This window comes from Nocardioides sp. P4_G10, assembly GCF_056401175.1.
The window spans coordinates 166,302-182,240 of record NZ_JBFUJV010000001.1 but is presented as its reverse complement, the minus strand read 5'-3'; the positions used below and the strand labels follow the sequence as shown (position 1 = coordinate 182,240).

Genomic DNA, 15,939 nt, shown 5'->3' with positions numbered 1-15,939 from the left:
GGGCGCACAGCAGCACCACTCGGACGGTGAGGATTTCATGACGTCGTTGCTCGAAGGGGCCAAGAAGCTGGTCACCAGGAGCTCTGACACCGGCGCGCGCGTCGAGGGACTCGAGCGCGCCGCCGAGGCGGCGCGCGGTCGGGTCGACGATGCCGTGGTCGACGACGCCACCGCCGTGGCCGCCCGCGCCTCGAGCCGGCTCAAGCTGTCCGCCGAGCACACCGTGGTCGCGCTGGGTGGTGCCACCGGCTCCGGCAAGTCCTCCACCTTCAACGCGCTGAGCGGCCTCGAGCTGGCCGCGGTCGGCGTACGCCGTCCCACGACCTCGTGGGCCACCGCCGTCGTGTGGGGCAAGCAGGGCGCCGAGGAGCTGCTGGAGTGGCTCGGCATCCCCGCCCGCCACCAGGTCACCCGCGACTCGATGCTGTCGAAGGCCGACGAGGACGTCGAGATGCGCGGCGTCGTGCTGCTCGACCTCCCCGACCACGACTCCACCGAGGTGTCCCACCACCTCGAGGTCGAGCGGCTCGTCCAGCTCGCCGACATGATGGTGTGGGTCCTCGACCCGCAGAAGTACGCCGACGCTGCCATCCACGACCGGTTCCTCAAGCCCCTCGCCGGGCACCAGGACGTGATGCTGGTCGTGCTCAACCACATCGACACCGTGCCCGAGGACCGTCGCGCCGGCATGGTCGACGACGTACGCCGCCTGCTCGAGGCCGACGGCCTGGGCGGGGTCCCGGTGCTGCCGGTCAGTGCCCGCCAGGGCTGGGGCGTCCAGGAGCTGCGCGCGTTGATCGCCAAGCGCGTGGCGGAGAAGAAGGTCACCCGGGCCCGGCTCGAGGCCGACGTTCGCTCGGCGGCCCAGCGCCTGGAGGCGGCGACCGGCACCGGCAAGGTGCCCACCCTGTCCAAGGAGCGCGTCGCCGCGCTCGACGACGCCTTCGCCGACGCGGCCGGTGTCCCGACGGTGGTCAAGGCCGTCGCCGACTCGACCCGGCTGCGCGCCAACCGCGCGACCGGCTGGCCCGTCACGGCGTGGTTCTCCCGGCTCAAGCCCGACCCGCTCAAGCGTCTCCACCTCGACCTCGGCGCTGCCGGCAAGGAGCTGACCGGTGCCGCGCGCACGTCCGTGCCGCAGGCGACCGGCGTGCAGCGCGCCCGCGTCGACACCGAGGTGCGCGCACTGGCCGACCAGGTGGGGGAGGGCATGGCGCCGTCGTGGGCGAGCTCGGTCCGCGCGGCCTCGGTGTCCCGGCTGCCCGACCTCAACGACCGGCTCGACCGCGCCGTCTCCGCGACCGACCTCGGTGCGACGAAGATCCCCGTGTGGGCCGGCCTCGTGCGCGTCCTGCAGTACGTCCTCATCATCGCCGCGCTCGTCGGTGCCGGCTGGCTCGCGCTCCTCGCCCTCGGCTCCTACGCCCGGCTGCCCGAGCCGCCGACGCCCGAGGTCGGCGCCTTCCCGGTGCCGACCCTGCTGCTGCTCGGCGGGATCGCCCTCGGCCTGCTCCTGGCCCTGGTCTGCCGCTGGCTGGTCGCGCTGACCGCCCGGTCGCGGGCGCGTGCGGCCGACAAGCGCCTGCGCGACGCGATCTCCGAGGTCTCCGAGGAAATGGTCGTGAAGCCGATCGAGGCCGAGCTCGCCTCCTACGCCACGGTCCGCGAGGGACTCGCCACCGCCCTGCGCTGAGCCGGTCGAAGTGCCGGTCGATGAGCCGGTCGCTGGCCACCAGCCGTCCACAGGCGCCACGGTCCGCGCGTCGTCCACAGGACCTCACGTCGCCGGACCGGTCGTGTCGGTCCTCGCCCTGAGCCTTGGAGACAGCGCGGCAGGCCCGCTGCCGCGGACACCAGGAGGCACCTCGATGAACGACACCCAGATCACCCTGGCCGGCTGGATCGGCGGCGAGGTCACGCTGCGCGAGCTGACCGACGGACGAGCCGTCGTCACCTTCCGGATGGCCTGCACCCCGACGCGATACCTCGACGGCGAGTGGGTGAAGGGCACGACCTCGTGGCACACCGTCAAGGCGTGGAACCGCCTCGGTCGCCACGTCGCGTCCTCACTCGCCAGCGGTGACCCCGTCGTCGTGCACGGTCGGCTCGTGGCCGATGTCTGGGAGCGCGACGGCAAGCCGCAGACGTCCTTCGAGGTCGTCGCCACGGCGGTGGGCCACGACCTCTCGCACGGCACCACCGTGCTCACCCGGCCCAGCGCCCCGGCGGAGCCCACGAGCCCGTCGGTGAGCACCCCCGTCGCCGCACCGGAGGTCGACGACGCGGGCGTGGCGGAGCAGCCGGCCCGGGCGGCGTGAGCCGTCCCGTCGGGGTCGACGGGTGCGATTGTCGGCGCAGGGGCGCTTCCCCGTAGGCTCGCCCGCATGGCTGAGTACGTCTTCACACTGCGCAACGTGCGCAAGGCCCACGGTGACAAGGTCGTCCTCGACAACGTCACCCTCTCGTTCCTCCACGGCGCCAAGATCGGCGTCGTCGGACCAAACGGCACGGGCAAGTCCTCGCTGCTCAAGATCATGGCGCAGCTCGACCACGCCAACAACGGCGACGCGATCCTCGACCCCGACGCGACCGTCGGGATGCTGCAGCAGGAGCCGCCGCTGAGCGAGGGCAAGACCGTCCTGGAGAACGTCGAGGAGGCCGTCGGCGAGATCAAGGGCAAGATGAAGCGCCTCGAAGAGGCCTACATGGAGATGGGCGAGCCCGACGCCGACCAGGACGCGCTCATGGCCGAGACCGGCGACCTGCAGACCGAGCTCGACAACGCCAACGCGTGGGACATCGACAGCCGCCTCGACCAGGCCATGGACGCGCTGCGCTGCCCGCCGCCGGACGTCCTCGTCGACAACCTCTCCGGTGGTGAGCGCCGCCGCGTCGCGCTCTGCAAGCTGCTGCTCCAGCAGCCCGACCTGCTGCTCCTCGACGAGCCCACCAACCACCTCGACGCCGAGTCCGTCCAATGGCTCGAGGGTCACCTCGCGTCCTACCCGGGCGCCGTCCTGGCCGTGACCCACGACCGCTACTTCCTCGACAACGTCGCGCAGTGGATCCTCGAGCTCGACCGCGGCAAGGCGCACCCCTACGAGGGCAACTACACGACCTACCTCGAGACCAAGAAGGACCGCCTCAAGATCGAGGGCCAGAAGGACGCCAAGCGCGCCAAGGTCCTCGAGCGCGAGCTCGAGTGGGTGCGCTCCAACGCCAAGGCCCGCCAGACCAAGAGCAAGTCCCGTCTCGCGCGCTACGAGGAGATGGCGGCCGAGGCCGACCGGATGCGCAAGATCGACACCTCCGAGATCAACATCCCGGCCGGTCCGCGCCTCGGCGACATCGTGCTGGAGGCCGAGAAGCTCGGCAAGGGCTTCGAGGGCCGCACGCTCATGCACGACGTCTCCTTCAAGCTGCCCCGCGCCGGCATCGTCGGCGTCATCGGCCCCAACGGCGTCGGCAAGACCACGCTCTTCCGGATGATCACCGGCCAGGAGGAGCCCGACGAGGGCACCCTGAAGGTCGGCCAGACCGTCAAGATCTCCTACGTCGACCAGAGCCGCGGCGGCATCGACCCCAACAAGAACGTCTGGGAGGTCGTGTCCGACGGGCTGGACTTCATCAAGGTCGCCAACTTCGAGATGAACAGCCGCGCCTACGTCGCGTCGTTCGGCTTCAAGGGCCCCGACCAGCAGAAGAAGGCCGGCGTGCTGTCCGGTGGTGAGCGCAACCGCCTCAACCTCGCGCTGACGCTCAAGATGGGCGGCAACATGCTGCTCCTCGACGAGCCCACCAACGACCTCGACGTCGAGACCCTGTCCTCGCTCGAGGACGCGCTGCTCGACTTCCCCGGCTGCGCCGTGGTCACGTCGCACGACCGGTGGTTCCTCGACCGCGTGGCGACCCACATCCTCGCGTGGGAGGGCGACGCCGAGGACCCGGCCAACTGGTTCTGGTTCGAGGGCAACTACGCGGCCTACGAGGAGAACAAGATCGAGCGTCTCGGCATCGAGGCCGCGCGCCCGCACCGGGTCACGCACCGCCGCCTCACCCGCGACTGAGCCGAGCAGCCGGCCGCGCGGAACGAGCGGCCGGCTGGGGCTCCGGGCTCAGGAGGTGCGGAGCTCCGACTCCGGGTGCCGGTTGACCAGGTGGTCGGACACCCGGTCGAAGACCCGGCCCACGGCGGCGAAGTCCTCGGCCGGCACGAGGTCGAGGATGTTGCGTCGGACGCTCTCGACGTGGCACGGCGCCGCGCGCACGAGCAGGTCGTAGCCCTGCTCGGTCATGGTCGCCACCACGCCGCGCCCGTCCTCGGGCGTGGTGCCGCGAGTGACGTAGCCGACCGCCTCCATGCGCGCGACGGTGTGGGTCACCCGGCTGCGCGAGTGCGCCATCGCGTCGGCGAGCTGGGCCATCCGCATCGCCCGGCCGGGTCGCTCGGACAGCCGGACGAGCACCTCGTACTCGGTCAGCGACATGCTGAACTCACGCCGCAGGTCGTCGTCGAGACGTTCCTCCAGGAGCGTCATCCCCATCATCAGGGCACGCCAGGAGTGTTGCTGGTCGTCGTCGAGCCATCGCGGCCCCGTCCCTGTCATGGGGCCAGCGTAGTGCGAGTCGGGGCCAGAACGGCTCAGGAGATCCGCTCGAGGATCATCGCCATGCCCTGGCCGCCACCGACGCACATGGTGATCAGGCCGGTGGACTTGTCGTGCCAGTCGAGGCTGTTGAGCATCGTGTTCTGCAGGCGGGCCCCGGTCATGCCGAAGGGGTGGCCCACGGCAATGGCGCCGCCGTTGACGTTGAGCCGGTCGAGGTCGATGCCGAGGTCCTGGTAGGACGGGACGACCTGGGCGGCGAAGGCCTCGTTGATCTCGACGAGGTCGATGTCGCCGATGCTCATCCCGGCGTACTTCAGCGCGTTCCTGGTGGCCTCGACCGGGCCGAGGCCCATGATCTCGGGGGAGAGGCCCGAGACGCCGGTGGACACGATCCGCGCCAGCGGCGTGAGGCCGAGCTCGGCCGCCTTGGTGTCGGACATGACGACGACGGCGGCCGCGCCGTCGTTCAGCGCGCAGCAGTTGCCGGCCGTGACGACGCCGTCGGGGCGGAACACCGGGTCGAGGCCGGCGATGGCGTCGTACGTCACCCCGGCGCGCGGGCCGTCGTCCTTGCTGACGACCGTGCCGTCGGGCGTCGTGACCGGCGTGATCTCGCGCTCCCAGAAGCCGTCGGCGATCGCCTTCTCGGCAAGGTTCTGCGAGCGGACGGCGAACTCGTCGAGCTCCTTGCGGTCGAGCCCGCGGAGTCGCGCGACGTTCTCGGCGGTCTGGCCCATCGCGACGTAGATGTCGGGCAGCTGGCCGTCCTCGCGCGGGTCGTGCCAGTCCTGGCCGCCCTTCGCGAGCTCCGCGGTGCGCGCGCCGGCGTCGGCGAAGAGCGGGTTGCGGGTGTCGGGGATGTGGTCGGAGGTGCCCTTCGCAAAGCGGGAGACCGTCTCGACGCCGGCGGAGACGAAGATGTCGCCCTCGCCGGCCTTGATCGCGTGGAACGCCATCCGCGTCGTCTGCACCGACGACGAGCAGTAGCGGGTGACCGTCGCGCCGGGGACCTCGAGGCCGAGGAGGGTGGTCACCACGCGCGCCATGTTGTTGCCCGACTCCCCGCCCGGCAGCCCGCAACCGAGCAGCAGGTCCTCGATCGTGGTGGGGTCGAGGCCGGGGACCTTGTCCAGCGCGGCCTGCACGGCGAGGACGGTGAGGTCGTCGGGACGGAAGTCCTTGAGCGAGCCCTTGTTGGCGCGGCCGATGGGGGTGCGCGCTGCGGAAACGATCACTGCCTCGGGCATGGAGAACTCCGGTTACTGGGCGGTTGCACGGTCTCTCCGCACCCTAGTGCGGCACCGGGCTCAGGTCTGCGCAGGGTTGGGTCCGAGCCCCGACAGCAGCTGCTCGACGCTCGCGCTGACGAAGGCACGACGCCGCCGCTGGGGGAGCAGGAGCGACGCGAGCAGGACGCCGTCCAGCGCCGCGACGAGCGTCTCGGCCGAGGTGCCCCCGTCCTCGTCCGCCGCCTCCATCACGCCGCGCACGGTGCGGACCAGGTCGTCGCGCCACTGCGTGAAGCGCTCGGCGAGGGCCGCGTCGCGGGTGGCCGCGACCGTCAGCTCGAGCCGGGCGGCCAGCAGGTCGGGCTCGCCGAGCCATCGCGAGAAGAGCCGGGAGACCTCCGCGACGGCGCGCTCGTGGTCTCCGGGGCACGACGCGAGCCGCGTGCCCAGCGCGGCCACGTCGGCGGCCAGCCGGTCCGCGACGACGTCCCCCAGGGCGAGGAGCAGGGCGTCGCGGGTGCGGAAGTAGGCCGACGAGCTCCCCTCGGACAGCCCCGCCTCGCGGTCGACCGCGCGGTGGGTGAGCCCGCGGTTGCCCTGCTGCGCCAGCACCGTCGTCGCTGCCGCCAGGATCTGTCGGCGACGCGGCGACAGCTCCTCGCGCGCTGGGCTCACGGTGTCCTCCTCGGGCGCCGACCGGAGTCGGGATCGGCGGTGACGCAGGACACTACCGGCCCGACTTGCGATCCTCGCGGTGCGGCGTATTCTTCTACATACGTAGAAGTTCTACACCTGTAGAAAGGAACCGAACATGCAGCTCCTCGACTCCACCGCCGCGGGCCTCTACCTCGCCTTCGCCGGGACGGTCATCGTCCTGGGCCTCGTCCTGGTGCTCGCCGTGGCGCCCGTCGCCCTCCGCGAGTCCCGCAGCGACCGCAAGGCCCGCCGTGAGTCCATCCCCGCGTACTACGGCCGCCTGCACTTCGCCCACTGATCGTCGGCCGCCGCGGCCTCGTCCCGACATCTGCGACGATCGGGGCGTGCGCCATCTCTACCGCTGCCCCCTCCGGTGGGCCGACCTCGACCTGCTCGGCCACGTCAACAACGTCACCTACGTCGACTACCTCCAGGAGGCGCGGGTGGACATGTTCCGCACCCACGCCCCCGACAGCCGTGCCGAGGACCTGGCCGAGGGCGTCGTGGTGGTCCGGCACGAGGTGACCTACGTGTCCTCGCTGACCTTCGGCTTCGAACCGGTCTCGATCGAGTGCTGGGTCACCGAGATCCGCGCCGCGAGCTTCACGATGGCCTACGAGGTCTTCGAGGAGGACGAGGCGGGGGAGCGCACCGTGTTCCTCCGGGCGCGCACGGTGCTCACCCCGTACGTCTTCGCCACCGAGCGGCCGCGCCGGCTCCACCCCGAGGAGCGTGAGTCGCTCGGCCGCCTGCTCGAGCCGGACGAGCCGGTGCGACCGCCTGCCGCGCCCCAGGTCGTCGACGTGCCGGGCGGGCACTACCCGGTTCACGTCCGCTTCAGCGACGTGGACGTCTACGGCCACGTCAACAACGTGAAGTACTTCGAGTACTTCCAGGAGGCGCGCATCCAGCTCATGGTCGCCAGCGGCCGCGAGCTCGGCCAGGGCTACCACCTCGTCGTCGCGCAGACCGACGTCGACTACCGGCGCCCGATCCTCTTCCGGGCCGAGCCCTACGACTGCTCGACCTGGGTCTCGCACATCGGCAGCACGTCGGTCGTGTTCGAGTCCGTCGTCCGCGACGGCGACGACGTGCTGGCCCGCGCGAAGGTGGTCGGCGTGTGCATCGACAGCGCGACCGGACGCCCGGCGCCGGTGCCCGAGGAGTTCCGCGACATGGTCGGTGCCGTCACTCCATCGAGTTGACCATGAACTGGGCCGCGTGCGTCACGTAGTCCCAGAACCTCGCGTCCTGCTCCTCGGTGAGCCCGGCCTCGTCGAGCCCGGCCCGGAAGTGCACCAGCCAACGCTGCGCGGCGTCGGGCGTCACGCTGAACGGGGCGTGGCGCATCCGCAGCCGCGGGTGGCCCCGCGTGTCGCCGTACGTCGTCGGGCCGCCCCAGTACTGCATCAGGAACAGCGTGAACCGCTCCTCGGCAGGTCCGAGGTCCTCCTCGGGGTACATCGGGCGCAGCAGCTCGTCGTCGGCCACGCCGGCGTAGAAGCGGTGCACGATCGTGCGGATCGTCTGCTCGCCGCCGATCTCCTCGTAGAAGCTGGTCGTCACGCCACCATCCTCCCGTGCCGCCCCAGCGGGCTCAGGCCGGGGTCTCTCCGGTGGGGGCGACCTCGGCCTCGGTCTGCGCCGGACCCCGGGCGGGCGGCTGCTCCTCCTCGTCGGTGAGCGAGGGGTGGGGGCGCTCCTGCTCCCGGATCCACAGCACGCGCTGGGCGAACGGGACCTCGATGCCCTCGAGGTCGAAGCGCGCCTTGATCCGCTGCCGCATCTCGCGGGCGACCGCCCACTGCTCGAGGGGAGCGGTCTTGAGGGCGACGCGCACGAGCACGCCGTCGGGGCCGAGCTCCTGCACGCCCCACACGGAGGGCTCCTCGATGACGCGGCCCTTGAAGTCCTCGTCGTCCCAGAGGTCGTGCGCGACGTCGGCGAGCACCCGCTGCACGTGGGCGAGGTCCTCGGCATAGGTGACGCCCACGTCGAGGACCGTGCGGGCCCAGTTCTGGCTCATGTTGCCGACGCGGAGGATCTCGCCGTTGCGGACGTACCAGACGGTGCCGTTGACGTCGCGCAGCCGCGTGACGCGCAGGCTGACGGCCTCGACCGTGCCGGCGGCCTCACCGAGGTCGACCTCGTCGCCGACGCCGTACTGGTCCTCGAAGATCATGAAGATGCCGGAGAGGAAGTCCTTGACCAGCGCCTGCGAGCCGAAGCCGATGGCCACGCCGATGATCCCGGCGCTGGCGATGAGGGGCGCGATGTCGTAGCCGAGCTCGGCGATGAACATGAGCGTGACGACGGTGAGCACCACGCCGGTGACGATGCTCTTCAGCAGCGACCCCATCGTGGCCGCGCGCTGGACCCGTCGCGTGTAGCCGGGGTCCTCGCTCAGGTTGAGGGCTGCTCCCATCCGGCCGCCCGAGATGGCACGGCTGACGCGGTTGGGCAGCATCCCGTGCTCGGCCCTCCGGACGATGCGGTCGATGAGCCGGTGGAGGAGCCACCGGACCACGAGTCCGATCAGGATCAGGCCCAGGAGGGCGGACGGCTTCCCGACGATCCAGTCGGCGGCCGTCGCGAGCGTGGAGTCGCCCGTCTGCTCGTACGTCAGGTTGCAGAGGTCCTCGCCGGCGTCGCAGGGGTTGGTCTCGCTCCCGGAGGCCTCGGTCATGGCAATGAACGGGGTGGTGAGGGGGTGAGGCATGCCCGCCAGTATGGGCGATACCCTGTTGCCCGTGACCACGCACGTCAGGCCTTCCAGCTCGCCCCGCAGCACGCACGTCCGCCGGACGGGCCGTGTCTCGGCCCTGGCCGCCGGCGCCGTCCTCGTCCTGCTCTCCGCGCCGGCCCACGCCGACGTGCCGGAGGGCTGGGGCGGCCAGACCCAGCCCTTCGAGCTCGACCCGCTGCACGCCCTCGGGCTGTACCTGGGGCTCCCTCTGCTGCTGTTCGCGGTGATCGCGGTCGCGGTCTACCTGCCCTCGATGGTCCGCGGCGAGAAGCTGCTGCCGGACTACTCGGCCGGCGAGCCGCAGTGGATCGGCGGACCCCGCCAGGGCGTCGCCGAGCTCCCGGCGCCCGACGGCCAGGACTCCCGGGCGGGTGGCGCAAGTGGCCGCTGGTGACGCGCTGACCGAGTCCGACCGGCTGGCCCTCGACAAGACGATCCGTCTCGCCGAGCAGACCTGCCGCTTCGAGTTCTCCGTCTACGTCGGCCCCGTCGAGGGCGACGACACCCGTGCCTGGGCCACCCGCCTCCACAACCGCCTCGTGGTGCCGGCCAGGAGCGTGCTGGTGCTCGCCGACCCGCGCCGCCGCGTCATCGAGGTCGTCACCGGCGGCGAGGTGCGCCGCCACCTGACCGACGCCGAGGTCGAGCTGGCCGTCCTGGAGATGGCGTCGGAGTTCGCCGCCGGCAACATGCTGGTCGGCCTCCAGCGTGGCATCGCCATGCTCGCCGAGCACGCGCGGCCGCAGACGACCCTCCACGCCTGACGGCTCAGAGCCCGTCGCCGCGCTCCAGGCCGAGGGTGGCGAGCAGGTCCTCGTGGAGCTGGATCCAGACGAGGTGGCACGAGTCCGTGGCCACGCCGTCCACCCACTGGTGCTGGCCGGCGACGACGCGCGTCATCGCCGCGTCGTACCTCGCCGCGTAGCCCGCGAAGCGCGGAAGGGCGCGCGCGAGGTCGTCCTCCAGCGCACCCAGTCGACGCCCCACCGACCAGAGTGACGCGATCACCCGGTCGTCCCAGCGGAAGTCGGTGTGGTCGTTGGCGGCGAAGGAGCTGCCGCCGACCGGTCGCAGCTGCCAGCGTGTGACCGCGGCCTGGAAGCGGGCGTTGAGCGGCACGAAGCGCTCGTGCACCTGGGCCACGGTCTCGCGAGCCCCGGAGGCGGCCAGCTCGTCGGCGAGGAGGCGTTCGTCCTCCGCCCGACCCAGGTCGGTGAGCGACCAACCGGCGGTGCCCGCGAACTCGCTCCTCCGCACCCAGCCGTCGGCCCGGAAGTCCTCGAGGAGGCTCGCGGTGCCGTCGCGGTCGAGCCCGTAGCGCGCCGCAACGCGGTCCGTGTCCGCGAACCCCAGCAGTCGTACGGCGTGGAGGGTCAACGCGGCGGCTGGCGACGCTTCGTCCGGCACGTGGGCAGCCTCCCGGTGAGATGCGGGGAGGCCTGAGGTCACACCGTGACCTCAGGCCTCCACCTTGCTGAGCGCGAGGATCAGCGCGCGTCGTGCTGCTGGGCGGCCAGCGCCCGGGCGATCTCGGCACGCGCCTCGCCGACGTAGCGCTGCGCCTGCTTGGGCGCCGAGCTGTCCGCGAGCCACTCGTCGAGCCGGCCGAGGGTGGCCTCCGACCCGAGCGGCTTGGGGAAGCCGTACTCGAGGATCGTGGAGGCCTTGTGGAAGCCCAGCGTGTCGACGAGCGTCTCCGACGCGGCGAGGAACTTCTCGAGGTAGGGCGCGAGCACGTCCTCCTGGCCGAAGCGGAAGATCGAGAATGCGATCTCGCGCGACGTCTCGTTGGGCGTCGACGGGTCGAGGAGCGCGTCCCACGCGGCGGCCTTGGCCTCCGCCGTCGGCTGCGCGGCGCGGGCCGCGGCGGCCTGCTCCTTGCCCGAGATGGTCTTGTCGACCTCGAGCTCGGCGTCGATCTCCGCGTCACCGAAGCGACCCTGCTTGGCGAGCGCCGTGATCAGCGCCCAACGCATGTCCTGGTCGATGGCCAGTCCGTCGACCTCGAACGACCCGTCGAGCAGGCCGATGAGGTCGCCGACCGCGGCGTCGCTGTGGGCGGCGCCGGCGTACGACCGGGCGAAGGTGAGCTGGTGGTCGCTACCGGGCTCGGCGGCGAGCAGCAGCTCGCGCAGACCGGTCTCCCACGTCGCCTTGAGCTCGGGACGGTGCGCGGGGTCGGAGTAGAAGTTGATCGCCAGCGCGGTGGACGCGGGGATCCGGGTCACCGCCCACGCGTCGGTCTCCTGCCCGATGTTGGCCAGGACCAGGTCGGCCCAGTCGCGGGTGCGCATCTCGCCGTCGCGGGTCATGTCCCACGCGGCACCCCACACGAGGGCACGCGGGAGCGAGTCCTCGAAGGTGGACAGCGACGCGATCGCGGTCGCCAGCGACCCCTCGTCGAGGCGGATCTTGGCGTAGGCGTGGTCCTCGTCGTTGAGCAGCAGCAGCGCCGGCTGCTTCACCCCGACGAGCTCCGGAACCTCGGTGCTCGCGCCCTCGACGTCGATCTCGACGTAGTCGCGACGCACCAGGCGGCCGTCGCCATCACCCTCGGACACAGTGTCGTAGAGGCCGATGCCGAGCCGGTGCCGGCGCAGCGTCGGCCAGTCCTCGTGGGCCGTCTGGCTCACCGCGAACGCCGTGTAGGCGCCGTCGGCGTCGAGCTCGAACGACGGGGCGAGCGTGTTGACGCCCGCGGTCTGCAGCCACTCCTGGGCCCAGCCCTGCAGCTCACGGCCCGAGGACTTCTCCAGGGTGGCGAGCAGGTCCTTGAACTCCGGGTTGCCGTACTCCCACTCCTTGAAGTAGCTGCGCAGGCCCTCCAGGAAGGGGTCGATGCCGACCCACGCGACGAGCTGCTTGAGCACCGAGGCGCCCTTGGCGTAGGTGATCATGTCGAAGTTGACCTCGACCGCGTGCAGGTCGACGTTGTCGGCCGCGATCGGGTGCGTCGAGGGCAGCTGGTCGGCGCGGTAGCCGGTCTGCTTGCGGGCGTTGGCGAAGCCGGTCCACGCGTCGTCGAACTCGGTGGCGTTGGCCTCGCACCAGTAGCAGGCCCACTCGGCGAACGACTCGTTGAGCCAGAGGTCGTCCCACCACTTCATGGTGACGAGGTCGCCGAACCACATGTGGGCCATCTCGTGGGTGATGACCGAGGCGCGGAACTCGAAGAACGAGCGCGGCTGGCGGCTGCGGGGGAGGTACTCGTCGCGCAGCGTCACGCAGCCGGCGTTCTCCATCGCCCCGGCGTTGTACTCGGGGACGTAGAGCTGGTCGTACTTCCCGAACGGGTAGGGGTAGTCGAACTGCTCCTCGAACCACTCGAAGCTCTGCTTGGTGAGCTTGACCAGCTCGGCCGTGTCCATGTGCTCCTTGAGCGACTGGCGGCAGTAGTGGCCGAGCGGGATGGTGCCGAACTTGCCCTCGTAGGTGTCGAACTCGCCGTGGTACTCACCGGCCACGATCGCGGTGATGTAGGTCGACATCCGCTTGGTGGTGGGGAAGCGCCAGGTCGACGCGCCGCCCTGCCCGTCCTGGGCGGCCTCGGGCTCGGGCGTCGCGGCGTTGGAGACCACGACCCAGTGCGACGGGGCGGTGACGTTGAAGGTGAAGACGGCCTTCAGGTCGGGCTGCTCGAAGGTGGTGAAGACGCGGCGGGCGTCGGGCACCTCGAACTGGCTGTAGAGGTAGACCTTGTCGTCGGCCGGGTCGACGAAGCGGTGCAGGCCCTCACCGGTGTTGGAGTAGGCGCAGTCCGCGGTCACGACGAGCGTGTTGGTCTCCTCGAGGCCGTCGAGCGCGATGCGGCTGTCGGCGTACGCCGTGGCGGGGTCGAGGCTGCGCCCGTTGAGGGTGATCTCGCGGACGGTGGGGGCGACCAGGTCGGCGAAGGTGCCGGCCCCGGGCTCGCGGCAGGTGAACTCGAGCGTGGTGGTGGAGACGAAGGTGGCCGCCTCGGGCTGGGTGGCTGACGTCAGGTCCAGGTCGACGGTGTACGCCGTGACGTCCAGGAGGGCGGCGCGGGTGGCGGCCTCGTCCCGGGTGAGGTTGGTTCCAGGCATGTCGGCATCCTGCCACCGGGGTGTGGCGGCGCACGCATCGGTGGGGAATAGGTGGCCGGGGCGAGGAATTGTTGTGGACATGGCTACCGCTGACCTCTGGTTCGACCCGCTCTGCCCGTTCGCCTGGATCACCTCGCGCTGGATCCGCGAGGTCGAGCAGGTCCGTGACATCGACGTGCAGTGGCACGTGATGTCGCTGGCCTACCTCAACAAGGACAAGGACATCCCCGACGGCTACCGCGAGATGCTGCAGGGCACCGAGAAGCCCGTCCGCGTCGCGATCAAGATCGCCGAGGACCACGACAACAAGACCCTCGGTGACTGGTACACCGCCATCGGCACCCGGCGCCACAACAACGGCGAGGAGCTCTCGAAGGAGACCGTCGCCGCGTCGCTCGCCGACGTCGGCCTCCCGGCCGACCTGATCGAGGCCTGGGACGACGCATCGCTCGACGACGCCGTCGCCAAGAGCCACCACGAGGGCATGGACCCCGTCGGTGACGACGTCGGCACCCCGACCATCCACATCAACGGGTCCGCGTTCTTCGGCCCCGTCCTCTCCAAGATCCCGCGCGGCGAGGAGGCCGGTGAGCTGTGGGACGGCGCGGTCGCCGTCGCGAAGTTCCCCTACTTCTACGAGCTGAAGCGCTCGCGCACCGGCGACCTCGACTTCAGCTGACCCACCCGGTCACCCGACCTGATCACGGACGCCACCCGGGGAAACCGGGTGGCGTCCGGTCACTAGGCTTGCCCCCATGACCCGTGTCCTGTCTGCCGTCGCCTGGCCGTACACCAACGGCCCGCGCCACATCGGCCACGTCGCCGGTTTTGGCGTGCCCTCCGACGTCTTCAGCCGGTTCATGCGGATGGCGGGCCACGACGTCCTCATGGTCAGCGGCACCGACGAGCACGGCACCCCGATCCTGGTGCTGGCCGACAACGAGGGCCTGCCCGCCCGCGAGCTGGTCGACAAGTACAACCAGGTGATCGTCGACGACCTCTGCGGACTCGGGCTGTCGTACGACCTCTTCACCCGCACCACCACCGGCAACCACTACGCCGTGGTGCAGGAGATGTTCGAGACCTGCCGCCGCAACGGCTACATGGTCGAGGAGACGACGAAGACCGCCATCAGCCCCTCGACCGGGCGCACCCTTCCGGACCGCTACATCGAGGGCACCTGCCCCATCTGCGGCTACAAGGAGGCGCGCGGCGACCAGTGCGACAACTGCGGCAACCAGCTCGACCCGACCGACCTCATCGACCCGCGGTCGAAGATCAACGGCGAGACCCCGGAGTTCAAGGACACCCAGCACTGGTTCCTCGACCTGCCCGCGCTCGCCGAGGCGCTGGGGGAGTGGCTCGACCAGCGCGAGGCCACCGGCCTGTGGCGGCCCAACGTCATCAAGTTCAGCCAGAACATCCTCAAGGAGATCCGGCCGCGGGCGATGACCCGCGACATCGACTGGGGGATCCCGGTGCCGGGGTGGGAGGACCAGCCGACCAAGCGGCTCTACGTCTGGTTCGACGCCGTCATCGGCTACCTCTCGGCCTCCATCGAGTGGGCCCGTCGTCTGGGCGAGCCGGACAAGTGGCGCGAGTGGTGGAACCCGGCGCCTGATGGAGGGCAGGAGGCGGAGTCCTACTACTTCATGGGCAAGGACAACATCGTCTTCCACTCCCAGATCTGGCCGGCCGAGCTGCTGGCCTACAACGGTGCGGGCGACAAGGGCGGCGAGCCCGGCCCCTTCGGCACGCTCAACCTGCCGACCGAGGTGGTCTCCAGCGAGTTCCTGACGTTCGGCGACTCGCAGTTCTCCACCAGCCGGGGCAACGTCATCTACGTGGGTGACTTCCTCGCCCGCTACAGCCCCGACGCGCTGCGCTACTACATCTGCGCCGCCGGCCCGGAGACCTCCGACGCCGCCTTCACGTGGGCCGACTTCGTCACCCGCAACAACTCCGAGCTCGTCGCCGGCTGGGGCAACCTGGTCAACCGCACCGCCACGATGATCGCCAAGAACTTCGGCGAGATCCCCGCTGCCGGCCCGCTCGAGGAGGTCGACGAGCAGGTGCTCGCGACGGTCCGTGACGGCTTCACGTCGGTCGGCGAGCTGGTCGAGAAGCACCGGCTCCGGGCCGCGATCGCCGAGGCGATGCGGGTCGTCGGCGAGGTGAACAAGTACCTCACGGTCACCGAGCCCTACAAGATGAAGGACGACGCGCAGCGCGAGCGCCTCGGCACCGTCCTCCACGTTGCCGCCCAGTGCGTGAGCGACTGCAACACGCTGCTGTCGCCGTTCCTGCCCCACGCCGCCAACAAGGTGCACACGGTGCTCGGCGGCGAGGGCGAGTTCATGCCGATGCCGCGCATCGAGCAGGTCGACGAGCTCGAGCCCGACAACGGCGCCGGGCACAGGTCGTACTCCGTCATCACCGGCGAGTACACCTCGACGCCGGCGTGGGAGTCGCGTCCGGTCGTGATCGGCGCGAAGGTCGCCAAGCCGACTCCGGTCTTCACCAAGCTCGACCCGTCGGTCGTCGAGGAGGAGCTGGCCCGCGCGGCCTCCCTCTGAGCAACCCCGTCCCACCTG

16 protein-coding genes are annotated in these 15,939 nt (G+C 70.9%); 9 read left to right on the top strand and 7 right to left on the bottom strand.

Annotation, left to right across the window (positions count from 1 at the left end; translation table 11 throughout):
• Positions 1–37 precede the first annotated feature (37 nt).
• The 3 genes from AC1DP1_RS00855 to ettA all read left to right on the top strand — a co-directional run bounded on the left by AC1DP1_RS00855 (position 38) and on the right by ettA (position 4,067).
• A complete protein-coding gene (locus AC1DP1_RS00855; protein WP_477505229.1) occupies positions 38–1,693 on the top strand; it encodes a YfjP family GTPase in 1,656 nt (551 codons plus the stop codon).
• 175 nt (positions 1,694–1,868) lie between these two features.
• Entirely contained in the window at positions 1,869–2,318 is a 450-nt protein-coding gene (locus AC1DP1_RS00850) for a single-stranded DNA-binding protein (protein WP_477505228.1), read from the top strand.
• Positions 2,319–2,384: 66 nt separating this feature from the next.
• A complete protein-coding gene (ettA, locus tag AC1DP1_RS00845) occupies positions 2,385–4,067 on the top strand; it encodes an energy-dependent translational throttle protein EttA (RefSeq protein ID WP_300046161.1) in 1,683 nt (560 codons plus the stop codon).
• A gap of 48 nt (positions 4,068–4,115) precedes the next feature.
• On the opposite strand, the gene AC1DP1_RS00840 is transcribed toward ettA, so the two are convergent.
• Genes AC1DP1_RS00840 through AC1DP1_RS00830 form a run of 3 tightly spaced genes read right to left on the bottom strand, consistent with a single transcriptional unit; the run spans position 4,116 to position 6,514 of the window.
• Positions 4,116–4,607 (bottom strand): MarR family winged helix-turn-helix transcriptional regulator, encoded by a 492-nt coding sequence (locus AC1DP1_RS00840; RefSeq protein ID WP_477505227.1) that lies wholly within the window; start codon positions 4,605–4,607, stop codon positions 4,116–4,118.
• A gap of 35 nt (positions 4,608–4,642) precedes the next feature.
• Positions 4,643–5,857 (bottom strand): acetyl-CoA C-acetyltransferase, encoded by a 1,215-nt coding sequence (locus AC1DP1_RS00835; RefSeq protein WP_477505226.1) that lies wholly within the window; start codon positions 5,855–5,857, stop codon positions 4,643–4,645.
• A gap of 60 nt (positions 5,858–5,917) precedes the next feature.
• Positions 5,918–6,514: a TetR/AcrR family transcriptional regulator gene (locus tag AC1DP1_RS00830; protein WP_477505225.1), complete on the bottom strand. Its 597-nt coding sequence runs from the start codon at positions 6,512–6,514 to the stop codon at positions 5,918–5,920.
• 136 nt (positions 6,515–6,650) lie between these two features.
• On the opposite strand from AC1DP1_RS00830, the gene AC1DP1_RS00825 reads away from it, so the two are divergent.
• Both AC1DP1_RS00825 and AC1DP1_RS00820 read left to right on the top strand, forming a co-directional pair.
• Complete coding sequence (locus tag AC1DP1_RS00825) at positions 6,651–6,833, top strand: hypothetical protein (RefSeq protein WP_477505224.1); 183 nt, start codon at positions 6,651–6,653, stop codon at positions 6,831–6,833.
• A gap of 46 nt (positions 6,834–6,879) precedes the next feature.
• A complete protein-coding gene (locus AC1DP1_RS00820; RefSeq protein WP_477505223.1) occupies positions 6,880–7,740 on the top strand; it encodes an acyl-CoA thioesterase in 861 nt (286 codons plus the stop codon).
• Here the strand turns inward: AC1DP1_RS00820 and AC1DP1_RS00815 are convergent.
• Positions 7,724–8,101 (bottom strand): globin, encoded by a 378-nt coding sequence (locus AC1DP1_RS00815; RefSeq protein WP_477505222.1) that lies wholly within the window; start codon positions 8,099–8,101, stop codon positions 7,724–7,726. The genes AC1DP1_RS00820 and AC1DP1_RS00815 overlap by 17 nt on opposite strands.
• A gap of 31 nt (positions 8,102–8,132) precedes the next feature.
• Positions 8,133–9,254: a mechanosensitive ion channel family protein gene (locus AC1DP1_RS00810; RefSeq protein ID WP_477505221.1), complete on the bottom strand. Its 1,122-nt coding sequence runs from the start codon at positions 9,252–9,254 to the stop codon at positions 8,133–8,135.
• A gap of 31 nt (positions 9,255–9,285) precedes the next feature.
• On the opposite strand from AC1DP1_RS00810, the gene AC1DP1_RS00805 reads away from it, so the two are divergent.
• Positions 9,286–9,675 carry a hypothetical protein gene (locus tag AC1DP1_RS00805; RefSeq protein ID WP_477505220.1) on the top strand — a complete coding sequence of 130 codons (390 nt, stop codon included), beginning with the start codon at positions 9,286–9,288 and terminating at the stop codon, positions 9,673–9,675.
• A complete protein-coding gene (locus AC1DP1_RS00800; protein ID WP_457185041.1) occupies positions 9,662–10,045 on the top strand; it encodes a DUF5130 family protein in 384 nt (127 codons plus the stop codon). Before AC1DP1_RS00805 ends, AC1DP1_RS00800 begins: the two co-directional genes overlap by 14 nt.
• A 4-nt stretch (positions 10,046–10,049) precedes the next feature.
• Here the strand turns inward: AC1DP1_RS00800 and AC1DP1_RS00795 are convergent, their stop codons facing one another.
• Positions 10,050–10,688, bottom strand: coding sequence for a transcriptional regulator (locus AC1DP1_RS00795; protein WP_477505219.1), 639 nt, complete (start codon positions 10,686–10,688; stop codon positions 10,050–10,052).
• An 80-nt stretch (positions 10,689–10,768) separates the two neighbouring features.
• A complete protein-coding gene (gene pepN, locus AC1DP1_RS00790; protein WP_477505218.1) occupies positions 10,769–13,345 on the bottom strand; it encodes an aminopeptidase N in 2,577 nt (858 codons plus the stop codon).
• 79 nt (positions 13,346–13,424) lie between these two features.
• Between pepN and AC1DP1_RS00785 the strand changes: the two genes are divergently transcribed.
• Both AC1DP1_RS00785 and metG read left to right on the top strand, forming a co-directional pair.
• Positions 13,425–14,024 carry a mycothiol-dependent nitroreductase Rv2466c family protein gene (locus AC1DP1_RS00785; protein ID WP_300046143.1) on the top strand — a complete coding sequence of 200 codons (600 nt, stop codon included), beginning with the start codon at positions 13,425–13,427 and terminating at the stop codon, positions 14,022–14,024.
• A 76-nt stretch (positions 14,025–14,100) separates the two neighbouring features.
• Entirely contained in the window at positions 14,101–15,921 is a 1,821-nt protein-coding gene (gene metG, locus AC1DP1_RS00780; protein ID WP_477505217.1) for a methionine--tRNA ligase, read from the top strand.
• The last annotated feature ends 18 nt before the right edge of the window (positions 15,922–15,939 follow it).